Source organism: Streptomyces albidicamelliae (genome assembly GCF_025642175.1).
Lineage (GTDB): Bacteria > Actinomycetota > Actinomycetes > Streptomycetales > Streptomycetaceae > Streptomyces > Streptomyces albidocamelliae.
In genome coordinates this window covers 5,571,313-5,588,510 of the sequence record NZ_CP106795.1, presented here as the reverse complement: position 1 = coordinate 5,588,510, position 17,198 = coordinate 5,571,313, and the positions used below count along the sequence as shown (strand labels likewise).

At 62.2% G+C, this 17,198-nt stretch carries 11 protein-coding genes; 9 read left to right on the top strand and 2 right to left on the bottom strand.

Translation table 11 applies throughout. The features are described 5' to 3' along the window. The first annotated feature begins 367 nt into the window (after window positions 1-367). The 5 genes from N8I86_RS25650 (at window position 368) to N8I86_RS25630 (ending at window position 9,704) form a co-directional block, all read left to right on the top strand. Window positions 368-3,964 (top strand): type I restriction endonuclease subunit R, encoded by a 3,597-nt coding sequence (locus N8I86_RS25650; RefSeq protein WP_263278800.1) that lies wholly within the window; start codon window positions 368-370, stop codon window positions 3,962-3,964. After that, window positions 3,961-5,406, top strand: coding sequence for a restriction endonuclease subunit S (locus tag N8I86_RS25645; protein WP_263278799.1), 1,446 nt, complete (start codon window positions 3,961-3,963; stop codon window positions 5,404-5,406). The genes N8I86_RS25650 and N8I86_RS25645 overlap by 4 nt, the downstream gene beginning before the upstream one ends. Window positions 5,407-5,429: 23 nt before the next feature. Beyond that, window positions 5,430-6,938, top strand: a complete 1,509-nt coding sequence (locus tag N8I86_RS25640; protein WP_263278798.1) for a class I SAM-dependent DNA methyltransferase — start codon at window positions 5,430-5,432, stop codon at window positions 6,936-6,938. 53 nt (window positions 6,939-6,991) lie between these two features. After that, the gene (locus N8I86_RS25635; protein WP_263278797.1) at window positions 6,992-8,536 is read left to right on the top strand and encodes an AAA family ATPase; all 1,545 of its coding nucleotides are present in this window, start codon (window positions 6,992-6,994) and stop codon (window positions 8,534-8,536) included. A gap of 64 nt (window positions 8,537-8,600) precedes the next feature. After that, entirely contained in the window at window positions 8,601-9,704 is a 1,104-nt protein-coding gene (locus tag N8I86_RS25630) for a restriction system modified-DNA reader domain-containing protein (protein WP_263278796.1), read from the top strand. A 658-nt stretch (window positions 9,705-10,362) separates the two neighbouring features. Here the strand turns inward: N8I86_RS25630 and N8I86_RS25625 are convergent. After that, window positions 10,363-12,480, bottom strand: coding sequence for an AIPR family protein (locus tag N8I86_RS25625; RefSeq protein ID WP_263278795.1), 2,118 nt, complete (start codon window positions 12,478-12,480; stop codon window positions 10,363-10,365). Between the two features lie 26 nt (window positions 12,481-12,506). After that, entirely contained in the window at window positions 12,507-13,871 is a 1,365-nt protein-coding gene (locus N8I86_RS25620) for a hypothetical protein (RefSeq protein ID WP_263278794.1), read from the bottom strand. A 947-nt stretch (window positions 13,872-14,818) separates the two neighbouring features. Here N8I86_RS25620 and N8I86_RS25615 point away from each other — a divergent pair. The 4 genes from N8I86_RS25615 to N8I86_RS25600 all read left to right on the top strand — a co-directional run bounded on the left by N8I86_RS25615 (window position 14,819) and on the right by N8I86_RS25600 (window position 17,004). Further along, on the top strand, window positions 14,819-15,121 hold the full coding sequence (locus tag N8I86_RS25615) for a hypothetical protein (RefSeq protein WP_263278793.1): 303 nt from the start codon (window positions 14,819-14,821) through the stop codon (window positions 15,119-15,121). Window positions 15,122-15,389: 268 nt separating this feature from the next. Next, the gene (locus tag N8I86_RS25610) at window positions 15,390-15,887 is read left to right on the top strand and encodes a hypothetical protein (RefSeq protein ID WP_260147803.1); all 498 of its coding nucleotides are present in this window, start codon (window positions 15,390-15,392) and stop codon (window positions 15,885-15,887) included. Between the two features lie 47 nt (window positions 15,888-15,934). Then, complete coding sequence (locus N8I86_RS25605; protein WP_263278792.1) at window positions 15,935-16,276, top strand: hypothetical protein; 342 nt, start codon at window positions 15,935-15,937, stop codon at window positions 16,274-16,276. 476 nt (window positions 16,277-16,752) lie between these two features. Continuing rightward, window positions 16,753-17,004, top strand: coding sequence for a hypothetical protein (locus N8I86_RS25600; protein WP_263278791.1), 252 nt, complete (start codon window positions 16,753-16,755; stop codon window positions 17,002-17,004). The last annotated feature ends 194 nt before the right edge of the window (window positions 17,005-17,198 follow it).

Genomic DNA, 17,198 nt, shown 5'->3' with positions numbered 1-17,198 from the left:
CTGCCCGACGCGCCGGAAGCTTACGGGGCCGTGATCACTCGCGCCAAAGCAGCGCCACCCCCAAGCCTCCACCGCCCTACGCCGACGGGTACCCTCGCTGGCCTGCCGAGCCCCGCCTCCCCCATTACGGCAGCCCACGCTCATACTGCGTTCTGGTGCCGGAACCGGGGCGAAGGCTCAAGGAGCTACAGCCCCTTGCCAAGCGGGATGCACGGCGTCTCCTAGGTACGGTCCTCGTCATTGCGGTACGTCGTCGGGGAGCCCGTGACAAGATCGGGATAGCTGTCAGGACGCCTGGTGTTCGGTACCTTTGTCACCGCTAGGACAGCAGCAAACGCTGGGCGGTTGAGCGAACGGGGAGGGCTTCGTGAGCCAGGGGCGTGGTCCGATCGACACGCGTGTCAGGGAGCTGGCCGCCCGATCCGCGAACTTCGGTTTCCTGCTGCCTCACGAGCCTCTCTTGGTGCTGTACGGAACGAGCGCAGAGGTAAACCTCTTCACTGACCCAAGCATCACGCTCCTCAAGGGGCGCCAATTCGGGGAGACACTGGCGACTGCCCTGATGCGGCGATCTGGCATCACAATCGGCAAGGACGATCAGGCCCACAGGGTGCATGCTCTGGTGCGGGCCGGCTTCCTCGACGAATCAGTACGGCTGATGTTCGATGCTCTTCGGTGCCCAGTGGCCGAAGCCGTGGACACAGATTTCGCCCTTGAGCGACAAGCCCTGCGCACAGTCAGGCACTGCTTCCGGCTGGGGGTATGGTTCCACCGCCTTCTGACCGGCGATCGGGAACAGATTCCTTTCATCCCGCCCGACGCTCCGGACTGGATCCAGACAGCAGAGCCAGCAGATGCAGATGCCCGTACCGAGTTGCACGCACTACGGAGTGAGCTCGAGGCCGTCCGCGCCAGCCTAGAGCTCTCTCGTGTCAGCTACTCAGACCGAGAACGCAGCCGCGAGGAGGCGTTTGAAAAGGCTCGCCAGAGCGCCTCTGCCGAGTTGGCACGCGCCAGGGCTGTCCTCCCCGAAGTATCGACACTGGTTACTTCCCTGGCCTCAGAGGCATCGCGGCTCCAGGATGGATTCAACGAAGCTCCGTTGCCGCGCAAGCCAACCGCGAGCCAGAGAGAGTTGCTTGTCTCTAATGCTCGCCGGGCAGCCCAGGAACCGCTGAGCGAAGCGCGGGTGCGCGATCGAATCGACGAGATGCTGGAGGATGTGGGCTGGTCGGTCCAGGACGGAAAGGGTAACCAGAACCTCTACGCAACACGAGGCGTTGCTGTGCGCGAGGTGACCACCGCGGCTGGCAGAGCGGACTACTTGCTCTATGTCGATACCAAACTCATCGGCGTCATTGAAGCCAAGCACGAAGGCGCCGACCTCTCCGCTGCCGAACGGCAAGCTGATCGCTACGCGGAAGGACTGACCGCCCGACAAGACCTGCAGGCTTGGCGGACGCCCCTTCCGTATCGCTACGTAAGCGACGGGGGTCTGGTTAGGTTCCGCAACGACCTCGATCCGGATTCGCGTACCCGCGACGTGTACTCCTTCCACCAGCCTGAAACTATCGCCCGATGGATTCGGGAGGCCGAAGCCGATGCGGCAGCGCCCACCTACCGAGCTCGCATCAGGAAGCGCCTGCCGAAGCTCGACCCTGCGGAAGTGGCTGCTGGGCTTCTCAGGCCGGCGCAATTTGAAGCGGTCCAGGGCTTGGAGGAGTCTCTGCGTCGCGGAGACCAGCGCTCCCTCATCCAGATGGCAACGGGCGCTGGCAAGACGTACGCGGCGGTCACCGCCACATGCCGTCTATTGAAGCATGCCAAGGCCCACCGAATCCTGTTCCTCGTGGACCGTAACAACCTAGGCTCCCAGGCCCTCACAGAGTTCACCAATTACACGACTCCAGATGACGGCCGGAAGTTCACCGAGCTCTACAACGTTGACCAGCTCACCGGCTCCACGGTACTGGACTCATCTAAGGTCGTCATATCCACTATCCAGCGGCTTTCCAGGCTTGTTGCCGGTCAGGAGCCAGGAGATCCCGAAGACTACAGCGAATCGTCCGCATTCGAGGATGAAGAACGCAACACCGTAGCATCAACAGCTGAAGTCACCTATAGTCGCAGGCTTCCGCCGGAGTCGTTCGACCTAATCATCATTGACGAGTGCCACAGGTCCATTTATGGCCGATGGCGTTCGGTTCTTGAGTATTTTGATGCACACCTCGTCGGCCTCACCGCGACGCCCGTCGCCCAAACCTTTGGCTTTTTCCATCAGAACTTGATCAGCGAGTACACCTACGAACAGGCTGTGGCAGATGGGGTAGCGGTCGACTACACAACTTATCGCATCAAAACGGCTATTAGTGAGCAAGGATCAGTAATCCCGGTCGAGACTCATGTACCGATCAAAAACCGTCGGACTCGACGTCGTCGGTACGAAGAATTGGATGACGACTTCTCCTACAGCTCCAACCAGGTCGGCAGCAAGGTCATCAGCACGGGGCAGTTGCGCACAGTTCTCACCGCCTTTCGGGACAACCTAACCCTGTTCTTCCCTGAGCGTGGCAACGTGCCCGCCGACATGCGCATGACACCAAAGACGCTTGTATTCGCGCGCGACGATAACCACGCAGACGAAATCGTCGAAATGGTGCGCGATGTTTTCGGGCGGGGCAACAGCTTCTGCAAGAAGATTACAGGAAAAGCAGCCCAGCCGGATCAGCTGTTGTCTGAGTTCCGTAACGCTCCCGAGCTGCGTGTCGCCGTAACGGTGGACATGATCGCCACAGGCACCGACGTTCGGGCTATCGAGTGCGTGTTCTTCCTGCGAGATGTCAAGAGCTGGGCCTACTTCGAGCAGATGCGCGGTCGCGGTGCGCGAGTGATCGACTCAGCGGAACTGCAGGCGGTGACGCCAGATATTCGAGAGAAAACCCGGTTCGTCGTCATTGACGCCACCGGTGTCACAGAAAGTCATAAGCGGGAAACACCTGTAGTGGAGCAGGATGACGCGAGGCGCACATCGCTCCGCAAGCTGCTCGGCAAGACCGCCGGCGGCACCATCGACGAGGACGAAGCCGAAGAGCTGGGGCTTAGGCTGTCACGGCTATCACGCACGCTTACTGATGAAGACCACGCGGAGATCACTCGCTTGGCCGGGGAACCGCTGGACACAATCACCGGCAGAATCGCCAAGGCAATCGACGTAGATCACGTAGACAGAGTTCGGCAGGCAGAAGGCGTCAAAGGTGTGCACTGGATGGTCCAGCAAGCCGTGCTGCCTTTGGCAGCCAACAAGGATCTGCGTGACCTCCTGGCCTATATCAACACTGACCAGCGAATCGTCTACGACGAGGTGAACCCGGACTCTCTTCTGTCTGTCGGGCCAGTGGAGATGGCCCAGCAGACTGTGACCAGTTGGCGCGAGTATCTCGCCGCACATCATGACGAAATCACTTCCCTCCAAGTCGCTCTAACGGGCCACGGGGGACGTGACGTTCGCCCCCGTGCGGCCTACCAACAACTCAAGGACTTGGCCTCACGCATTGCACGGCCGCCCCATCAGTGGACGGTAGAAAGACTGTGGCAGGCATACGAACAGCTCGGGGCAGCCTCAAGCGAGCCAGGCATCAAGCACGGGCCGCCAGACCTGGTTTCCCTGATCCGCTATGAGCTTGGTCTGGACACCGAGGTACGCCCCTACCGATCAACTGTGGAAGGCCGGTTCGCCAACTGGGTCGAGCGCCAGAGGCAGGCGGGCGTGACCTTCACCGAGGATGAGCTGTGGTGGCTGGAGCGGATCGTCGACACGATGGCCACCAGCGTCAGGTTCGATGTCGCAGACCTGGACCGCGTACCCTTCACCGAGCGCGGAGGAACTGACGGGTTCCTGCGCGTCTTCGGTGACGACCGTGCCGAGGCTGTCCTCAACGAGCTAGATCAGGAACTGACCGCATGACCGAACTGCCGCCCGGGTGGGCGCGGTGCGCGCTGCAGGACTTCTCAGAAGTACGTCTTGGCCGGCAGCGTTCGCCCAAGAACCACAATGGCAGTAACATGCGGCCCTACCTGCGCGCGGCCAACGTGGGATGGCAGGGGCTACTCCTCGACGACGTGAAGTTCATGAACTTCACCGAAGCCGAAGTGGAGACCTACAGACTTCAGCGTGGCGACATTGTCCTCAGCGAGGCATCCGGCAGTGCTGGCGAAGTCGGCAAGCCAGCACTGTGGAACGACGAGATCGATGACTGCTGTTTCCAAAACACGCTGATTCGAGTCCGAACCCAGGACGCCAATCCCCGCTTCTTGGTGCACTTCTTGCGATACGAAGCGCTGAGGGGAGCCTTCGCACAGGATTCACGCGGTGTCGGAATCCACCATCTTGGAGCGGCACGGCTAGCCAAGTGGCAGATCGACCTTCCTCCGCTGCCAGAGCAACAGCGGATTGTTGACGCGCTCGAAGATCACCTATCTCGTCTGGACTTCGTCGAGTCGTCGCTACGAAACGTCATCGCCCGCCTGTCGATACTTCGCGACAAGATCACCAGTATGGCAACCACTGGTGATGTGAGCGCCGCAAGCAGGGTGGCAGCCAAGATCTCTGAGGCCGGGATCGACGACGGCCCGTTGCCGCTACTCCCGGCCGGCTGGCGCTGGTCCAGGTTGGGGGACATCGCACATGTCGTCGGCGGCGTCACCAAGGACAGCAAGAAGCAGAACGACCCCGAATATGTCAGCGTCCCGTACCTACGCGTCGCCAACGTGCAGCGCGGCCGCCTCAACTTGACTGATGTGTCGACAATTCGGGTCGCACCAAAGAAGGCCGAGCAACTCCTCCTCAAACATGGCGATGTCCTTCTCAACGAGGGCGGGGACCGCGACAAACTTGGCCGGGGGTGGATCTGGGAAGAGCAGATCCCCGGATGCATCCACCAGAATCATGTCTTCCGGGCCCGAGTTGACCAGAGTGTTCTTCATCCGAAGCTCCTGGCATGGCACGCCAACGGCTTCGGACAACGGTGGTGCGAGCTAAACGGAAAACAGAGCGTCAACCTTGCATCGATCAGCCTCAGCAAGATCAAGCTACTTCCAGTTGCAGTCCCTCCGCCGGAAGTGCAACTGGATCTCGTAAGCCACATTGAGGAACGACTGAGCATGGCAGACGCCGCGCTTGAGACGGCGGAGGCCGGTCTGCTCCGAGCCAAAGCCCTGCGCAGGGCTGTCTTGCGAAGCGCCTTCTCCGGAAAGCTGGTGGAGCAAGACCCCTCCGACGAGCCCGCGACGGCGCTGTTGGACCGCCTCATGTCAACGCGGCCGGCGAAGGCACCTCGACGACAGACACGCAGGCCGAGCGCAGCACCCCAGCGTGAGAGCCAGGCAGTACAGGAGACCCTGCTGTGACCCCACCAACGACCTCGACTCGAGTGAGTGTCGACGCCCAGGCTCTCGTCAACAAACTTTGGGGCTACTGCAACGTCCTGAGGGATGACGGTGTCTCCGTGCTCGATTATGTCGAGCAGCTGACCTACCTCCTGTTCCTCAAGATGGCCCACGAGCAGAAGAATCGCCGGTTCAATCAGGTCGACATCCTCAACGGTCTTGATGCCTGGCAGATCCTGCTGGACGCCGAGGGCCAGGACCTTGAAGACCGCTACAGCGAAATCCTCAGCGTCCTCGGCCGCAGCGGCGGGATGCTCGGCCGGATCTTCCAGAAGGCGCAGAACCGAATTCAGGATCCCGCCAAGCTGAAGCGCTTGATCCGAGAGCTGATCGGCAAGGAGAACTGGTCCGGTACAGGCGTCGACATCAAGGGCGATGCTTACGAAGAACTGCTCGCAAAGAGCTCGGAGGACGTCAAGTCTGGCGCTGGGCAGTACTTCACTCCACGAGAACTCATCCGTGCCGTGGTCGACTGCGTACAGCCAACTCCAAGCGACACGATCATGGACCCGGCATGTGGGACCGGGGGCTTCTTGCTGAACGCCTTCGAGTACATCCAGCAGCACTACGAAATGGGTCTAACCCCCGAACTACGGGAACGGCTCAGCATGGGAGCAATTCGGGGAAACGAACTCGTCGATGGCACAGCCCGCCTCGCCGCCATGAACCTGGTACTGCACGGCATCGGCCAGCCGAACGGTGAGTCACTGATCGAGGTGGGTGATGCATTGGCAAAGCCACCGGCCCGTCATGCATCGCTCGTTCTCGCCAACCCTCCGTTTGGCAAGAAGTCATCGATCATGATCATCGGCGAAGGTGACGAGTTTGAGCGCAAGGATCTCACCTACCACCGCCGGGATTTCTGGGTAACCACAACCAATAAGCAGCTCAATTTCGTTCAACACATTTATACCTTGCTGCAGACTGGTGGCCGAGCGGCTGTTGTAGTTCCAGACAACGTGCTGTTTGAAGGGGGCGTGGGTGAGACCATTCGCCGACGACTCCTGCAGCAATGTGACGTGCACACTCTGCTCAGGCTCCCCCCAGGGATCTTCTACGCCGGCGGAGTCAAGGCGAATGTTCTGTTCTTCGAAAAGCTGCCGCCTCGCGCAGACGGCGAAGCGCACACTCGGAAGCTCTGGGTCTATGACTTCCGGACCAACCAGCACTTCACGCTCAAGCAGAACCGGCTGTCCAGGGAGGACCTGGACGATTTTGTTACCGCCTACGCCCCGGGCAAGGACCGTGGTGAGCGGACCGAGACGGACGCGTTCAAGGCGTACGCCATCGAGTACCTCCTGAGTCGCGACATGGTGAATCTTGACCTCTTTGCGAACCTCAAGGACGAGTCAGTCGAGGACGCTGACGATCTGATCGAACCTCACGTCCTCGCCCAGGAGATCGCAATAGAACTAGAATCAGCTCTGTCGGAGCTGATCAATCTCACCGAAGCACTGCGACCTGGAGTATCGCCAACCGAGGAAGTGCTCTAGGTCACCTCGTGTGTCACTAACAGTGCGATAGACGTGTTCCGTGGGGAGGGGACGTGCAACTGCTGGAAGTCCACTTGCCTAGTTATCGGGGCCTTCAGGACTTCACTCTCGAACTGTCCGAAGGCGGTGACATTTACGTCCTCGTCGGCCGAAACGGCCGCGGCAAATCTCGAGTTCTCCAAGCGATTGCTGAAGTCTTCGGGAGTCTGTGGCGGGGGCAGCGTGCTCCGTTCGGATACCGGATCAAATACAGTCACGATGGACACCTCGTCGAGGTGTCCCAGACCGCAGTCCGTTCCACACCCAAGATGACCGTCATCGACGGAGATTCAGTCAGCTCAGTCGTTCATAAAGCTGATTGGAGCATCCATCTCCCCGACCATCTCTTCGGCTATCAAGCCGCGAGGGAATCCGGATGGGGGGAGGAGTTTGATCGCCACAAGCGCGAGGACATGGCGGCTGCCCGAGGGGACAACACAGCCGTCACCGGGCAATCCCTAGCCCGTGGAGTCCGCCCCCTTTTCCTGTGTGACGTCACCCATCTTCCGTTGATCCTTCTCGCGCTTCTTTCGAACTGGTCAGAGAAGTTCGCACATCTCGCGGAGAGATATGTGCGAATCTCCGGATTTGCGTCCGCAGATATCACTATTCGGAGGCCGAGCTGGTTCAAACGCGCCCGGGATATCGAGAAGCCCTATTGGGGCCTAGAAGGTGACGCTCCAGCACTTTTCGACGCGATTGCCACGCAGGGCAGATTCGGCGCCATTCCAGATGCATCAGCTAGCAGTTCGTACACGGATTTTCGGATCACCATAGCAACACCCGACGACTTGAAAAGTTTTCGTCGGCTATTCGCTTCTGACGCCGCCATGTTCGCTATGTTTGAAAGACTCTACTCGGCTGGATTGCTGAAAGCCAGCGTGCGGCTGAGCATGGTTGACGGACACCAAATAAGCCCAGAAGAACTGAGTGCGGGCGAACAACAGTTCCTCACAATTATGGGGATGCTGAGGCTACAGCGCGGCGAGGAGTCCCTTTTCCTGCTTGACGAGCCGGCTTCGCATTTTCACCCAGGCTGGAGCAAGCGTTGGCACTCGATCGTCCAAGACATGTTGGAAGACGGACAGAATTCGCAGTTCATCGCGGCTACTCATGATCCAGCGCTCGTGCTGAACATTCCTCGTGATCAGATTCGTATGCTCCATGGGACGGCAGCTGGTGCCGTCCGGGCGGAGATACCGACGGTCGACCCGCGTGGGCATGGTGTGGGCGCATTGTTGACCACCGAGCTGTACAACTTGAGTACGCAATTGGATGACCATACGCAAAGACTCATTGACATCCAATACGAGCTTTCCCGAATGCCTGCGCTGAACGAGGAAGACAATCGGCGGTTGCGGAGCGTCAATCAGGAGCTTGAATCCCTCGGGTTTGACACGATTCGCCGCGATTCTGTGGTTTCGCTATTTCTTGCAGAGCTTGATCGAAGGCGTAAGGAGCTTTTGAGGAGAGCAGGCAGCGCAGACCCACCTTCATCCGAGGAGTTCGCGGTTATGGTGAGAAACCTCTTCGACGAAAGACTTACCAGGGGTTTGTGACGACGTGCGCTACGTAGACGTGAGTCATTTGGTTGTACCGCCTGCCTGGACTCGACATGCAACTGTGCTCAAGAAACGCGTAGCGGGTTGCGGCACTGACAAGATCAAGCTCGCAGCATTGTTCAAGAAGTCCCCATACTGGACAAAGCTGCGCCCGCAACTCATTGCGCTGGCCGGCCGAAAATGCTGGTACTGCGAGGGTGAGGTCTCCAACAGTCGCCTTGCAGTTGATCATTTCAGGCCGAAGGGTGGCGTGGTCGAGGAGCCAGCGAATATTGGGTACTACTGGCTAGCTTACGAGGTTGGCAACTTCCGACTCATCTGCGAATTTTGCAACTCGTCAACAGACGACGACCCATCAGGCAAGCGCGTTACAAAGATTCACCATTTCCCCCTATTGAATCCGAATGCAAGGATTCGAGTGCCAGGCGCCAGACCAGAGGTAATAGAGAAAGAATTGCCCATCCTCCTGGACCCCTTAAATTCAAGCGATTGCGACCTTCTCGACTTTGATTCTGCGGGTACCGTACGCCGAAATGACCACCGCCCCCGATCCGCACTTGAACGCGCTGCAGAAATATGCAGGGTCACCGAATCGATCCGCATCTACGGCCTTGATCGACCAGGGCTGACCGAGAGACGAACTAAAGTATGGTCGGACACGGTCCTTAAAGCAAACCTACTCGAACTGGGCATTGATATTGGTGATGGCGTAGATCCCGTGGACAGGGTCCGGGATCTCATCACGCCAAAGGCGACCCACAGCGGTGCCGCACTTTCCGCCTTGCGCGGTAGCCGACATCTCAGGTCCGTCGTAAGCCATTTCTCCAAGGAACTACGACTTGACCCAGGCTTCGAGGGCATCACTCAGCCAGAAGCTCACACGGCACTCGACCTGATCAATGCTGGCTCGCTGAAAAGCGGTGTCGAACTGATCGGAGTCACCGATATCGGCGAGGTCGTGGCCGTGCTCCTGGCTGACGGACGGCTCGAACTGGGACCCCGATCATACGCTACCCCAACATCCGCGGCACGAGCTGCTACAGGGAGCGCGGATACAGACGGGTGGGATTTCTGGCATATCGGCGTCGCGAATAGTCTCGTTCCACTATCCCAGATTCGGCGAGAATTCAATGAGTCCCGAACTCAATCGTCGTCCGGGCAGTGATGGAAGGCAGAGCGTCATAACATCGCGCCCACCATTACCGAGAGAGACAACCAGCATGACATGTCTGTCTCGCGTACCAGAATGGCCCGGTCGGTCCCCAGGGTCGTCCGGCTTCATCACCCAGAGACTTGCGTCGGTCTATCAGCAAACACTTCGACCTGTCCGTGTCTCTGTCGGTGTCGCTCACCTTCCTCACGCTCCTGGCTGCCGCCGTCGGTGTCGCGGGCGCTACTGGCTCTGAGGACGACGCGTGTTGCGGCCAGGCGCAGCTATAAGTGCCAGGCGTCGGACCATTTGTTGACGGCGTGGGCCCTGCGTGCTTTGAGGCTGTGAGCAGCGCCTTTTGCGCAGTGCCGGCACGCCGTTCGCTGCCGACCAGGCCGCCCCCGCCGTGCGGGAGTTCCAGGAAGTCCTGGAGGTCGTGTCTGACACGGATGGAGACGCCTCCGAGACCACTCTTGACCTGAGCCGCAGCATTGGCCTCCTCCTCTTTTCCGAGGGGCACCGCACCGGGCCGAGGACGTCCCCGACGCCCACCGCGAAGACATGTGCGTCCTCCTCGGAGAGGACCACGAGGAGACCCGCAAAATCGCCGACCTCCTCGCCCAGCTGCACCACCCCTAGGGGTTAGGCCACTGTTGACGTCCCGCCGGTACCGTCACGCCTCGCCCTCTTCACCCTCTTCGTCCTCTTCGCTGTGGATGCGCTGTGCCAGATCCCACAGGCTGCGGCCATCCGCGAGGAACCAGCGAGCTGTCCCCTGGTTGGACACCGGCCGATCGTCCCATTCGGCATCCGCCCACATCTTCGACACCAGCCCGGACGGCGAGTACTGCTGTTCGTCGTACGCCCACAGGATCGGCTTGGTCCGGTGATTGACCCAGGTCGCCTGGCGTCGCCTTTCGTCTTCGGCAAGCCACTTTTCCATGGCCTCGCGCTCGGGCTCGTTCAAAGCCACGTGCCGAAGCGGGGATCCGTCCTTGATGACGCGGCGGTCGACCAGGAGCGGCACCGTGTTCCGGCGACGCGGCTTGCGCTCCTTCACAGGAGGTGCGGGAACGGCGACACCATCGGCCAGGTCTCCGAGGACATGTTTCGCGAGCTCTCGGCATGTCTCTGCAGTCTGGAACGCGCTCCTGATTTGGGGACGCGGCCCGTGGCGAGTAACGATCTGGTGCGTCAGCCGACGCACCAGATCTGGTACGAGAACGGGAATCTTCTCCAGGACCTCGCTGTCCCAGTCGAAGTCGGGGTCATCGATGCTCGTGGCACCGAGATACTGGAAGAGCAGGTGGGTGACGAGAAAGTCACCGTGCTCCGCGGTCGCCGCCTCGCGGCTGTTCTGACCACTGCCCAGTTCGTAGACCGCGCTCCGTGCTGCGCGCAGTGTAAGCACGGAACGCCATACCTTCTGAGGGGAGGGCTCGCGTTTGAACAGCAGGGTGTGGCTGCCCTTGGGACCCTGCTCCCAGAGGTTCTCCGTGGAACTGGCGGCTCGGGCTGCCTGTTCTGCATCCGGGTGCAGGCAGGCAAGGGCGAGGGCGAGTTCGTCTAGTGAACAGCCGGTCTCGGGCGCAGCCACCGGCTCGCCCCGCTTGATCACGTACTGCTTGCGCAGTTCGGCGCGGAGGTTGGCCTTGATCGCCTGGTGCACGGGTTCGAGTGCGATGTGATCGCGCTGTTCGATGGCGTTCTGCCGGTTCGCAGCCTGCGAGACCTGTACGCCGAATTTCCGGTCCTCATGCGTGTTGATGACCTTGATGCTCAGAGTGGCGTGGGCCGCGGCTTCACCGTCATCGTGCATGGCCCTGGCGACAGCGCGCACCGTCTGAGCGCCGTTGACGATGCTCGCCCCCGTCACAGTGAGAGTGGTCGGCCTGCTCTGCGGTGCCTTGGCGCTGTCGTGCTTCGCCGTGAGCGAGTCGCAGATCATGGTGACGCCGTTGTTCAGGTGCCAGAATCTGGTGGGATCGGACGTAAGGGTCTGACCGATCTCCGCATTGGTGACGGTAGTCCCGAGCGGGGCCCGGAGATTCTGCTCGAACAGGCCGGTACCGTGCGTCTCGTACCATCCTGCGACGCTCTCGGCGGAGACTGTGCCCTGATAGGCCTCGAGCGGTCCCTTCTGCTGGTACCAGTCATCAAGGCGTACGTCCAGACAGATCGGCTTCGGCCGAAGATCGGCATGGATCTGGTGATGGAAGTCTGCGGCGTACAGCACCTCGACGCTCAAACGGGCACCATGCTTGTTGAACTCGTCGAGAGCGTTGTCGAGAACCTCGCGAGCGGGCGGAGAGGGCTCCACGGTGCCCATCAGCGCGATGACCAGAGTGGCTCTCTCGTTGACGATGAACGGCCTGGCCTCCAGGGCGAGGGCGCCGGCACGCTGGTTGAACTGGTCGTACAGTTCGTTCTCGATGCGGTTCAGGCCGTCCACCATCGCCTTGGCGGCGTCCACGTCGAAGGTCGCCGTACCCTTGTCGCTCCACTTCGCCTGGACGAGCAGAGCCTGCCCGCTCTCCGGCAAGGGGGCGATGGCATCCAATCCCTGGTCCGCGATGCCGTCCGTGACGAACCGGGCCGCCTCGGCCACACTGCATTTGGCCACGCGTCGTACCGCGAGAGCTGCGAGGGCCCGGGAGAGGAAACGCTGTTCGTAGTTGCCCCCTCGGAAGTGGGCGATATCGCTGTCGTCTATCACCCCGTCGAATGTCTCGTGCAGTTGAGCGCGAACCTGCGTTACCTGGCGAGGCGTGTCCGCCCCCGAGGTGGCCATAGATGGTTGCCTTCCCACTGGTGGTGTCATGCGATGCCTTGAGCCCGCTCCCCAATTCCTGAGCCGTTGCCACGCGGCCGACTGCTGAAGTCAACGACTAACAAAGCGACACCGACCGTTTCGACCGAGGCATCGACCCAGTCCAAGGCCACTTCGAAGGGCACGTAGCGCGCACCGAACCAACCGTCGCGCACCAAACGGGCGAAGTCGGTCGGCACCAGGTGGCGGGTGAGCATGTCGGTGGAAAGACCTGGGAGACCATGCACCGTGGCGACCGAGACCGCTGCCGCAATCTGGCCGTATGGGTAGATCGCGCCGGGGCTCGTCCGGTGCAGAGCAGCAGTGAAGGGCACCTGCTCGTGAATGCGGAGAAAGAGAGGGTCGTCCAGCAAGCCGTAATCGTCGGCGCTGCGTCGGGCGGGTCTCGGCAGACGGTGAACACGGCCGAGGAAATCGTCCAGAGTGTGCCGGGCGTCGGACGACAAGAGCCCGTTCGGGCCAGGACTCAGGTAGCGCAGTACGACGAGTGTCTGGGTGTCGACGTGGTAGTAGTAGGCGTCGAGGGAACCCTCCCCGCCATCGACCACCCATCGATCGGTTATCGACGTGGCCTCGAAGTCATAGCTTTGGCGGCCTCCGCCGCTCGCGAACGAGCGGACGGCGATCTCACCGACGCCGCTGAACCTCTCCGCTGCCCGCCCGCGGATGTCGTCGAGCATCGGCTGAACCGCAGTCCCGGTGAGTCCGCTCAGGAAGCCTGCCCGGGCGGCTCTCCTGTCCCAGCCGCGTACCGGCGCGAAGTCGTTCGGGGCCAATCCGGCTATCTTGGCGAAGAGCAGCAGAGCGTCACGCTCATCGCGCCAGCGGAGCTCCCGGTCGCTCCAACCTTCGCCGTCGTCGAGCAACGGCAAGAGCCTCTGGACTTCCGCGTCGAGATCAGGGGAGATGCGCCGGAGATTGACGAACACGATGTCCGCGCCGACCGTGACAGGACCGCTCTCCGGTAACGACCTGGCGAGTGCGCCTTCCCGCTCGCCGCCGGCGCACCAGAGCGCCGAGAAAGGCACCAGGCCTCGAATCCTTCGTGCACGGGTGATGACGACCTTCCGGTCCCGGTCAGTCTCGTGAGCAGGGCGCACGATGCCCAGCCCCCATATACGTTCCGGTTGCTCCCGGTCACCTTCGTCAGTCTGCTGGTCGGTAGGAGCAAGCAGTATCGCGAGGTGTGACTTGACCTCGGGCCAGTCACGGCAGGGTTGAGAGTAGGACCTTCCCTTGGTGTGGTCGGCATCGAGCAGACGAAGTAAGTCATCATCAGGGCGCAGAATCGCCAGTCGCGGCGATCGCTCCGAAGACGGGAAATCTATCTGCCTTGGTTGTGCGAATGCCATCCACTCCCCCGAACCGCCTGCCACCACACCGAGCTAGGCTCAGTCCGATGGTCCTCACGTAGTGCTCCCCGCAGCCTCGACAATCGGCACGGCAACGCCGTCGCTCTGACCGGAGCAGTGCTCATGCGCATGTTACGAGCTGTGGACCACGTGTGGACCCATACTCGCGCAACACCCGTCTGCAGGGCCGTGGCCTGTGACGATGCCGGACAGTCAAGCGCCCTCCGGAGCCGTGTGCGCAGGTTCGAATCCTGCCGAGGGCAAGTCGCAGAAGGTGCCCAGACACCCCGCTACCGCCGAGAGCTACGGCTGGTTGGAGACCAGTGCGAGCCCGTCGGCGGTCCGGGAAAGCCACGTCGTCGTGTGGTCGTAGAGCCCCGGCCGGCGGTTGCGCTCTCTCTTTGCGCAGCGGTCCCTGTCTAGGCGGTGCAGCCCCCATGAACACCCCGTACTGCCGCTCCTGACCTCGTGCCAGTCGGCCCGGCCCAGCAGGTCCGCGCAGCTGGACGTAGGCGTTCGGGCCGTAGGGCCGGTCCACGCCGTTGGCGTCGCGCGCGGGGACACCTCGGTCCCGTCCAAGAAGCTGATCAAGTCCTTCTGGACGGTGCTCTGGCAGCGTCGGCACCAACAGTTCGCCTCGCCGAGCCGGGATCTGAAGAACAGCCCTGCCGGAGCTGCCGGCATCCCTCGCAGTCGTACATGATCTTGCTACTCAGCGTCAGCTCAACGGTCCGTCGCCAATCCTCCGCTGGCTCACCAGGTAGGGTGCGCGTCCCGTTGGTGCGCGACGATCGCAGCCTTCAACGGCGCCGCGCGCGCATCTTCGCGTGGGGCACGGCCAACCCCGTTAACAAGAGGTACGCGTACCTACCTGAACCTTCCTGTGGACCTCCTACGGCAGACCCTTGGCAGGCGCGTCCGTGCCGCTGGGCAGCTAAGTTGAGGTCGTGGACGACGAGGCGATCAGCATCAAGCTCACGCGTGACCAGGCACTCGTGCTGTCGGACTGGCTGTACCAGGTGATGTTCCAGTCCGACGACCTCGCGGGGATCGTGCGCGAGCGAGCCGTTTGGTCACCGATCTACGCCATCTCAGGAACACTTGATACAGCGCTGACCGAGATCTTCAGGCCCGACTACGCTTCACGGCTCGAAGCGTCCAAGGAGCGCCTTCAGACCCAGATGTACGGCGAAGCCAATGAGTCAACGGTGCCGATCGAGGATGACTCAGCTACCGAACGCGGCAATTGATCGCAAGCCTGCCAGGCTGAGTGCTTGAGGGTCTCGCATAACCGGGCCGTGCCGCACCGACAGCGCCCATCCAGTAACAGAAGAACAACGCGGTGATCAAGGTCGACTGATGTAGCCGTTTGGGCGGTGCTGGGACCGGTGTGCCTGGAGAGCCCGCGCGTATTTCGTTTGACGGGTGTGCAGTTGGCGGTGGAACTATGAGGCCGCGGGGCCCGTCGGGGCGACCGCGTCAACTCCCAGCTGACCACGGGGACGTGGAGGGGAACACATGCTTTTCGGTACACCCGTCAAGGCAGCGTTGTCCGCTGCCGCCGTCGCGTCGGCCCTGCTGATCCCGGCCGCCGGTTCCGCGTCCGCTGCCCCGGCCTCGGGCTCGACGTCCGGCTCCGGAGCGACCGTCTCCGCGGCCGCCAGCAGCTTCGACGCCAAGTGTCGGAGCCACAGCCGTACCTATGTCCTGAAGAAGTACTACCGTCGCGTGCCCGTCGGTCCGCCCACCTTCTACACCCTGCGCTGTGGCACGACCACGTGGGGCTGGAAGCACATCAAGCTGCGGCACGGTTGGAACAGCTCGATGGACCGGAAGATCGGTGCCGCCATCGGGTCCGGTGACCCCAACGGCCGTGGTGGGTACTCCACCTACGCCAATCAGTGCCCGCGCATCGAGAAGTTCCGCACCATCCTCGGTACTCCGGGTGGCAACAACGACCTCCTGACGGCCTACAAGGTCGACCAGCCGGCCGTCGCCGGTGCTGTTGCCTGCTAGATGCCGTGCCGACGCGCGGGCCGAGGTGAAAGGTGGATGATCCCTCCGTGGAGGAACGTACACCGGCCGAGCAGGCCCTGAGTCGCTCGTACGTCACCGTCGACGAGGTCCGTTTCGACGTCGTGAAGATGTCGGTCGAGCACCGTCCGGACCGGAGCATGACCTTGACGTACCAGCTGACCGTGGGCCGCCGTGGCCACCCCGACGAGCGTTGGGTGGTCTCTCTGCCCCTGGACGACAAGTCCTGGGTGGATGTGCTCACCTCGCCCGCGCCTCCTCCCGACCGGCTGCAGCAGCTCGTCCACCTCGTGCACGCGCATCTGGACGAGTGGTGGGACACGAAGGGGTACAACCGGCGGTCGGCGAAGATGGGGCGGCGGCTTCCCTGATCGACGCCCGGGACGCAGATCCGGCCTCGTCCCGGTCAGGCTGGATCTGCGTCCCCGGCGTTCGAGCGGTCGTACCGGATGTGCGTCCCGGGCGTTCAAGTGGTCGTACCGGATGTGCGTGCCGGGCGTTCGCGCGGTCGCATCGCTGGTCCTGGCGGGCGCCCTCCCGCTGCCGCCTCGGTCGCCGCCGCCGCCTCCTTCCGTGTAGGAGTTACCAGGCTCTCGGCCGTGGGATCGGCTCCCCGGGCAGCGTCCCTTGCCGGCTCCGACAGGCACCGCCCCGCGCACCCCCGTGTCCCCCTACATACACAGAGCCGCATACACAGAGCCGTTCCCCGCGCCCACCCGGAACCGTCTACTCCCCCCCCCGCCGTGCCACCGAGTGGTGGATTTTCCTCGGCACGTTCGTTCTCTATGCGCTCGGTCGGTGGTTCTTCGCCTGGTCGCAGGCTCGGCGGGACGGGGACAGGCACCCCGTGCGGGCCGCGTTCGCCGAGGAGGACGACGCCCCCGGTGCCTCGAGCGCGGCTCTGAGGGGTGGCTTTCGGTCCTACCGGCAGTTCTTCGGGTTCGTCGGCAGTATGGTCGCGGTCGTGCTGGTCGCCGTCCTGACCGACGGCCGGCTGCGCGTCGTCCTGTTGTGGATCATCGTTCCCCTGCTGGTCGTCGCCCTCTCCTTCCTCGACTTCCGCCAGGCACGCAAGGCGCGATCAGGAGCAGGCGCCTGAGCGGGGTATGGCCGGCGTCACTTGTCACCGAGAGAAGCGTCCCGCTCACTCGGTCTCACACGCGGCGAAACGAGCCCGTGCAGCGCGTGTGAAAATTGGGCGACCGGGGCGTCGAGACCGGCGGCAGGCGGTCGCGGTGACGAAATTCTCCCTCTCGGGACCGTGGCCGGGACGTCGTCGTGTCTGACCAGGCA

What these genes read in the sequence shown, in the direction of transcription:
- N8I86_RS25645 (WP_263278799.1), top strand. Translation starts at nt 3,961, where the DNA reads ATGACCGAACTGCCGCCCGGGTGGGCGCGGTGCGCGCTGCAGGACTTC.
- N8I86_RS25625 (WP_263278795.1), bottom strand. Translation starts at nt 12,480, where the DNA reads ATGGCCACCTCGGGGGCGGACACGCCTCGCCAGGTAACGCAGGTTCGC.
- N8I86_RS25620 (WP_263278794.1), bottom strand. Translation starts at nt 13,871, where the DNA reads ATGGCATTCGCACAACCAAGGCAGATAGATTTCCCGTCTTCGGAGCGA.
- N8I86_RS25610 (WP_260147803.1), top strand. Translation starts at nt 15,390, where the DNA reads ATGCTTTTCGGTACACCCGTCAAGGCAGCGTTGTCCGCTGCCGCCGTC.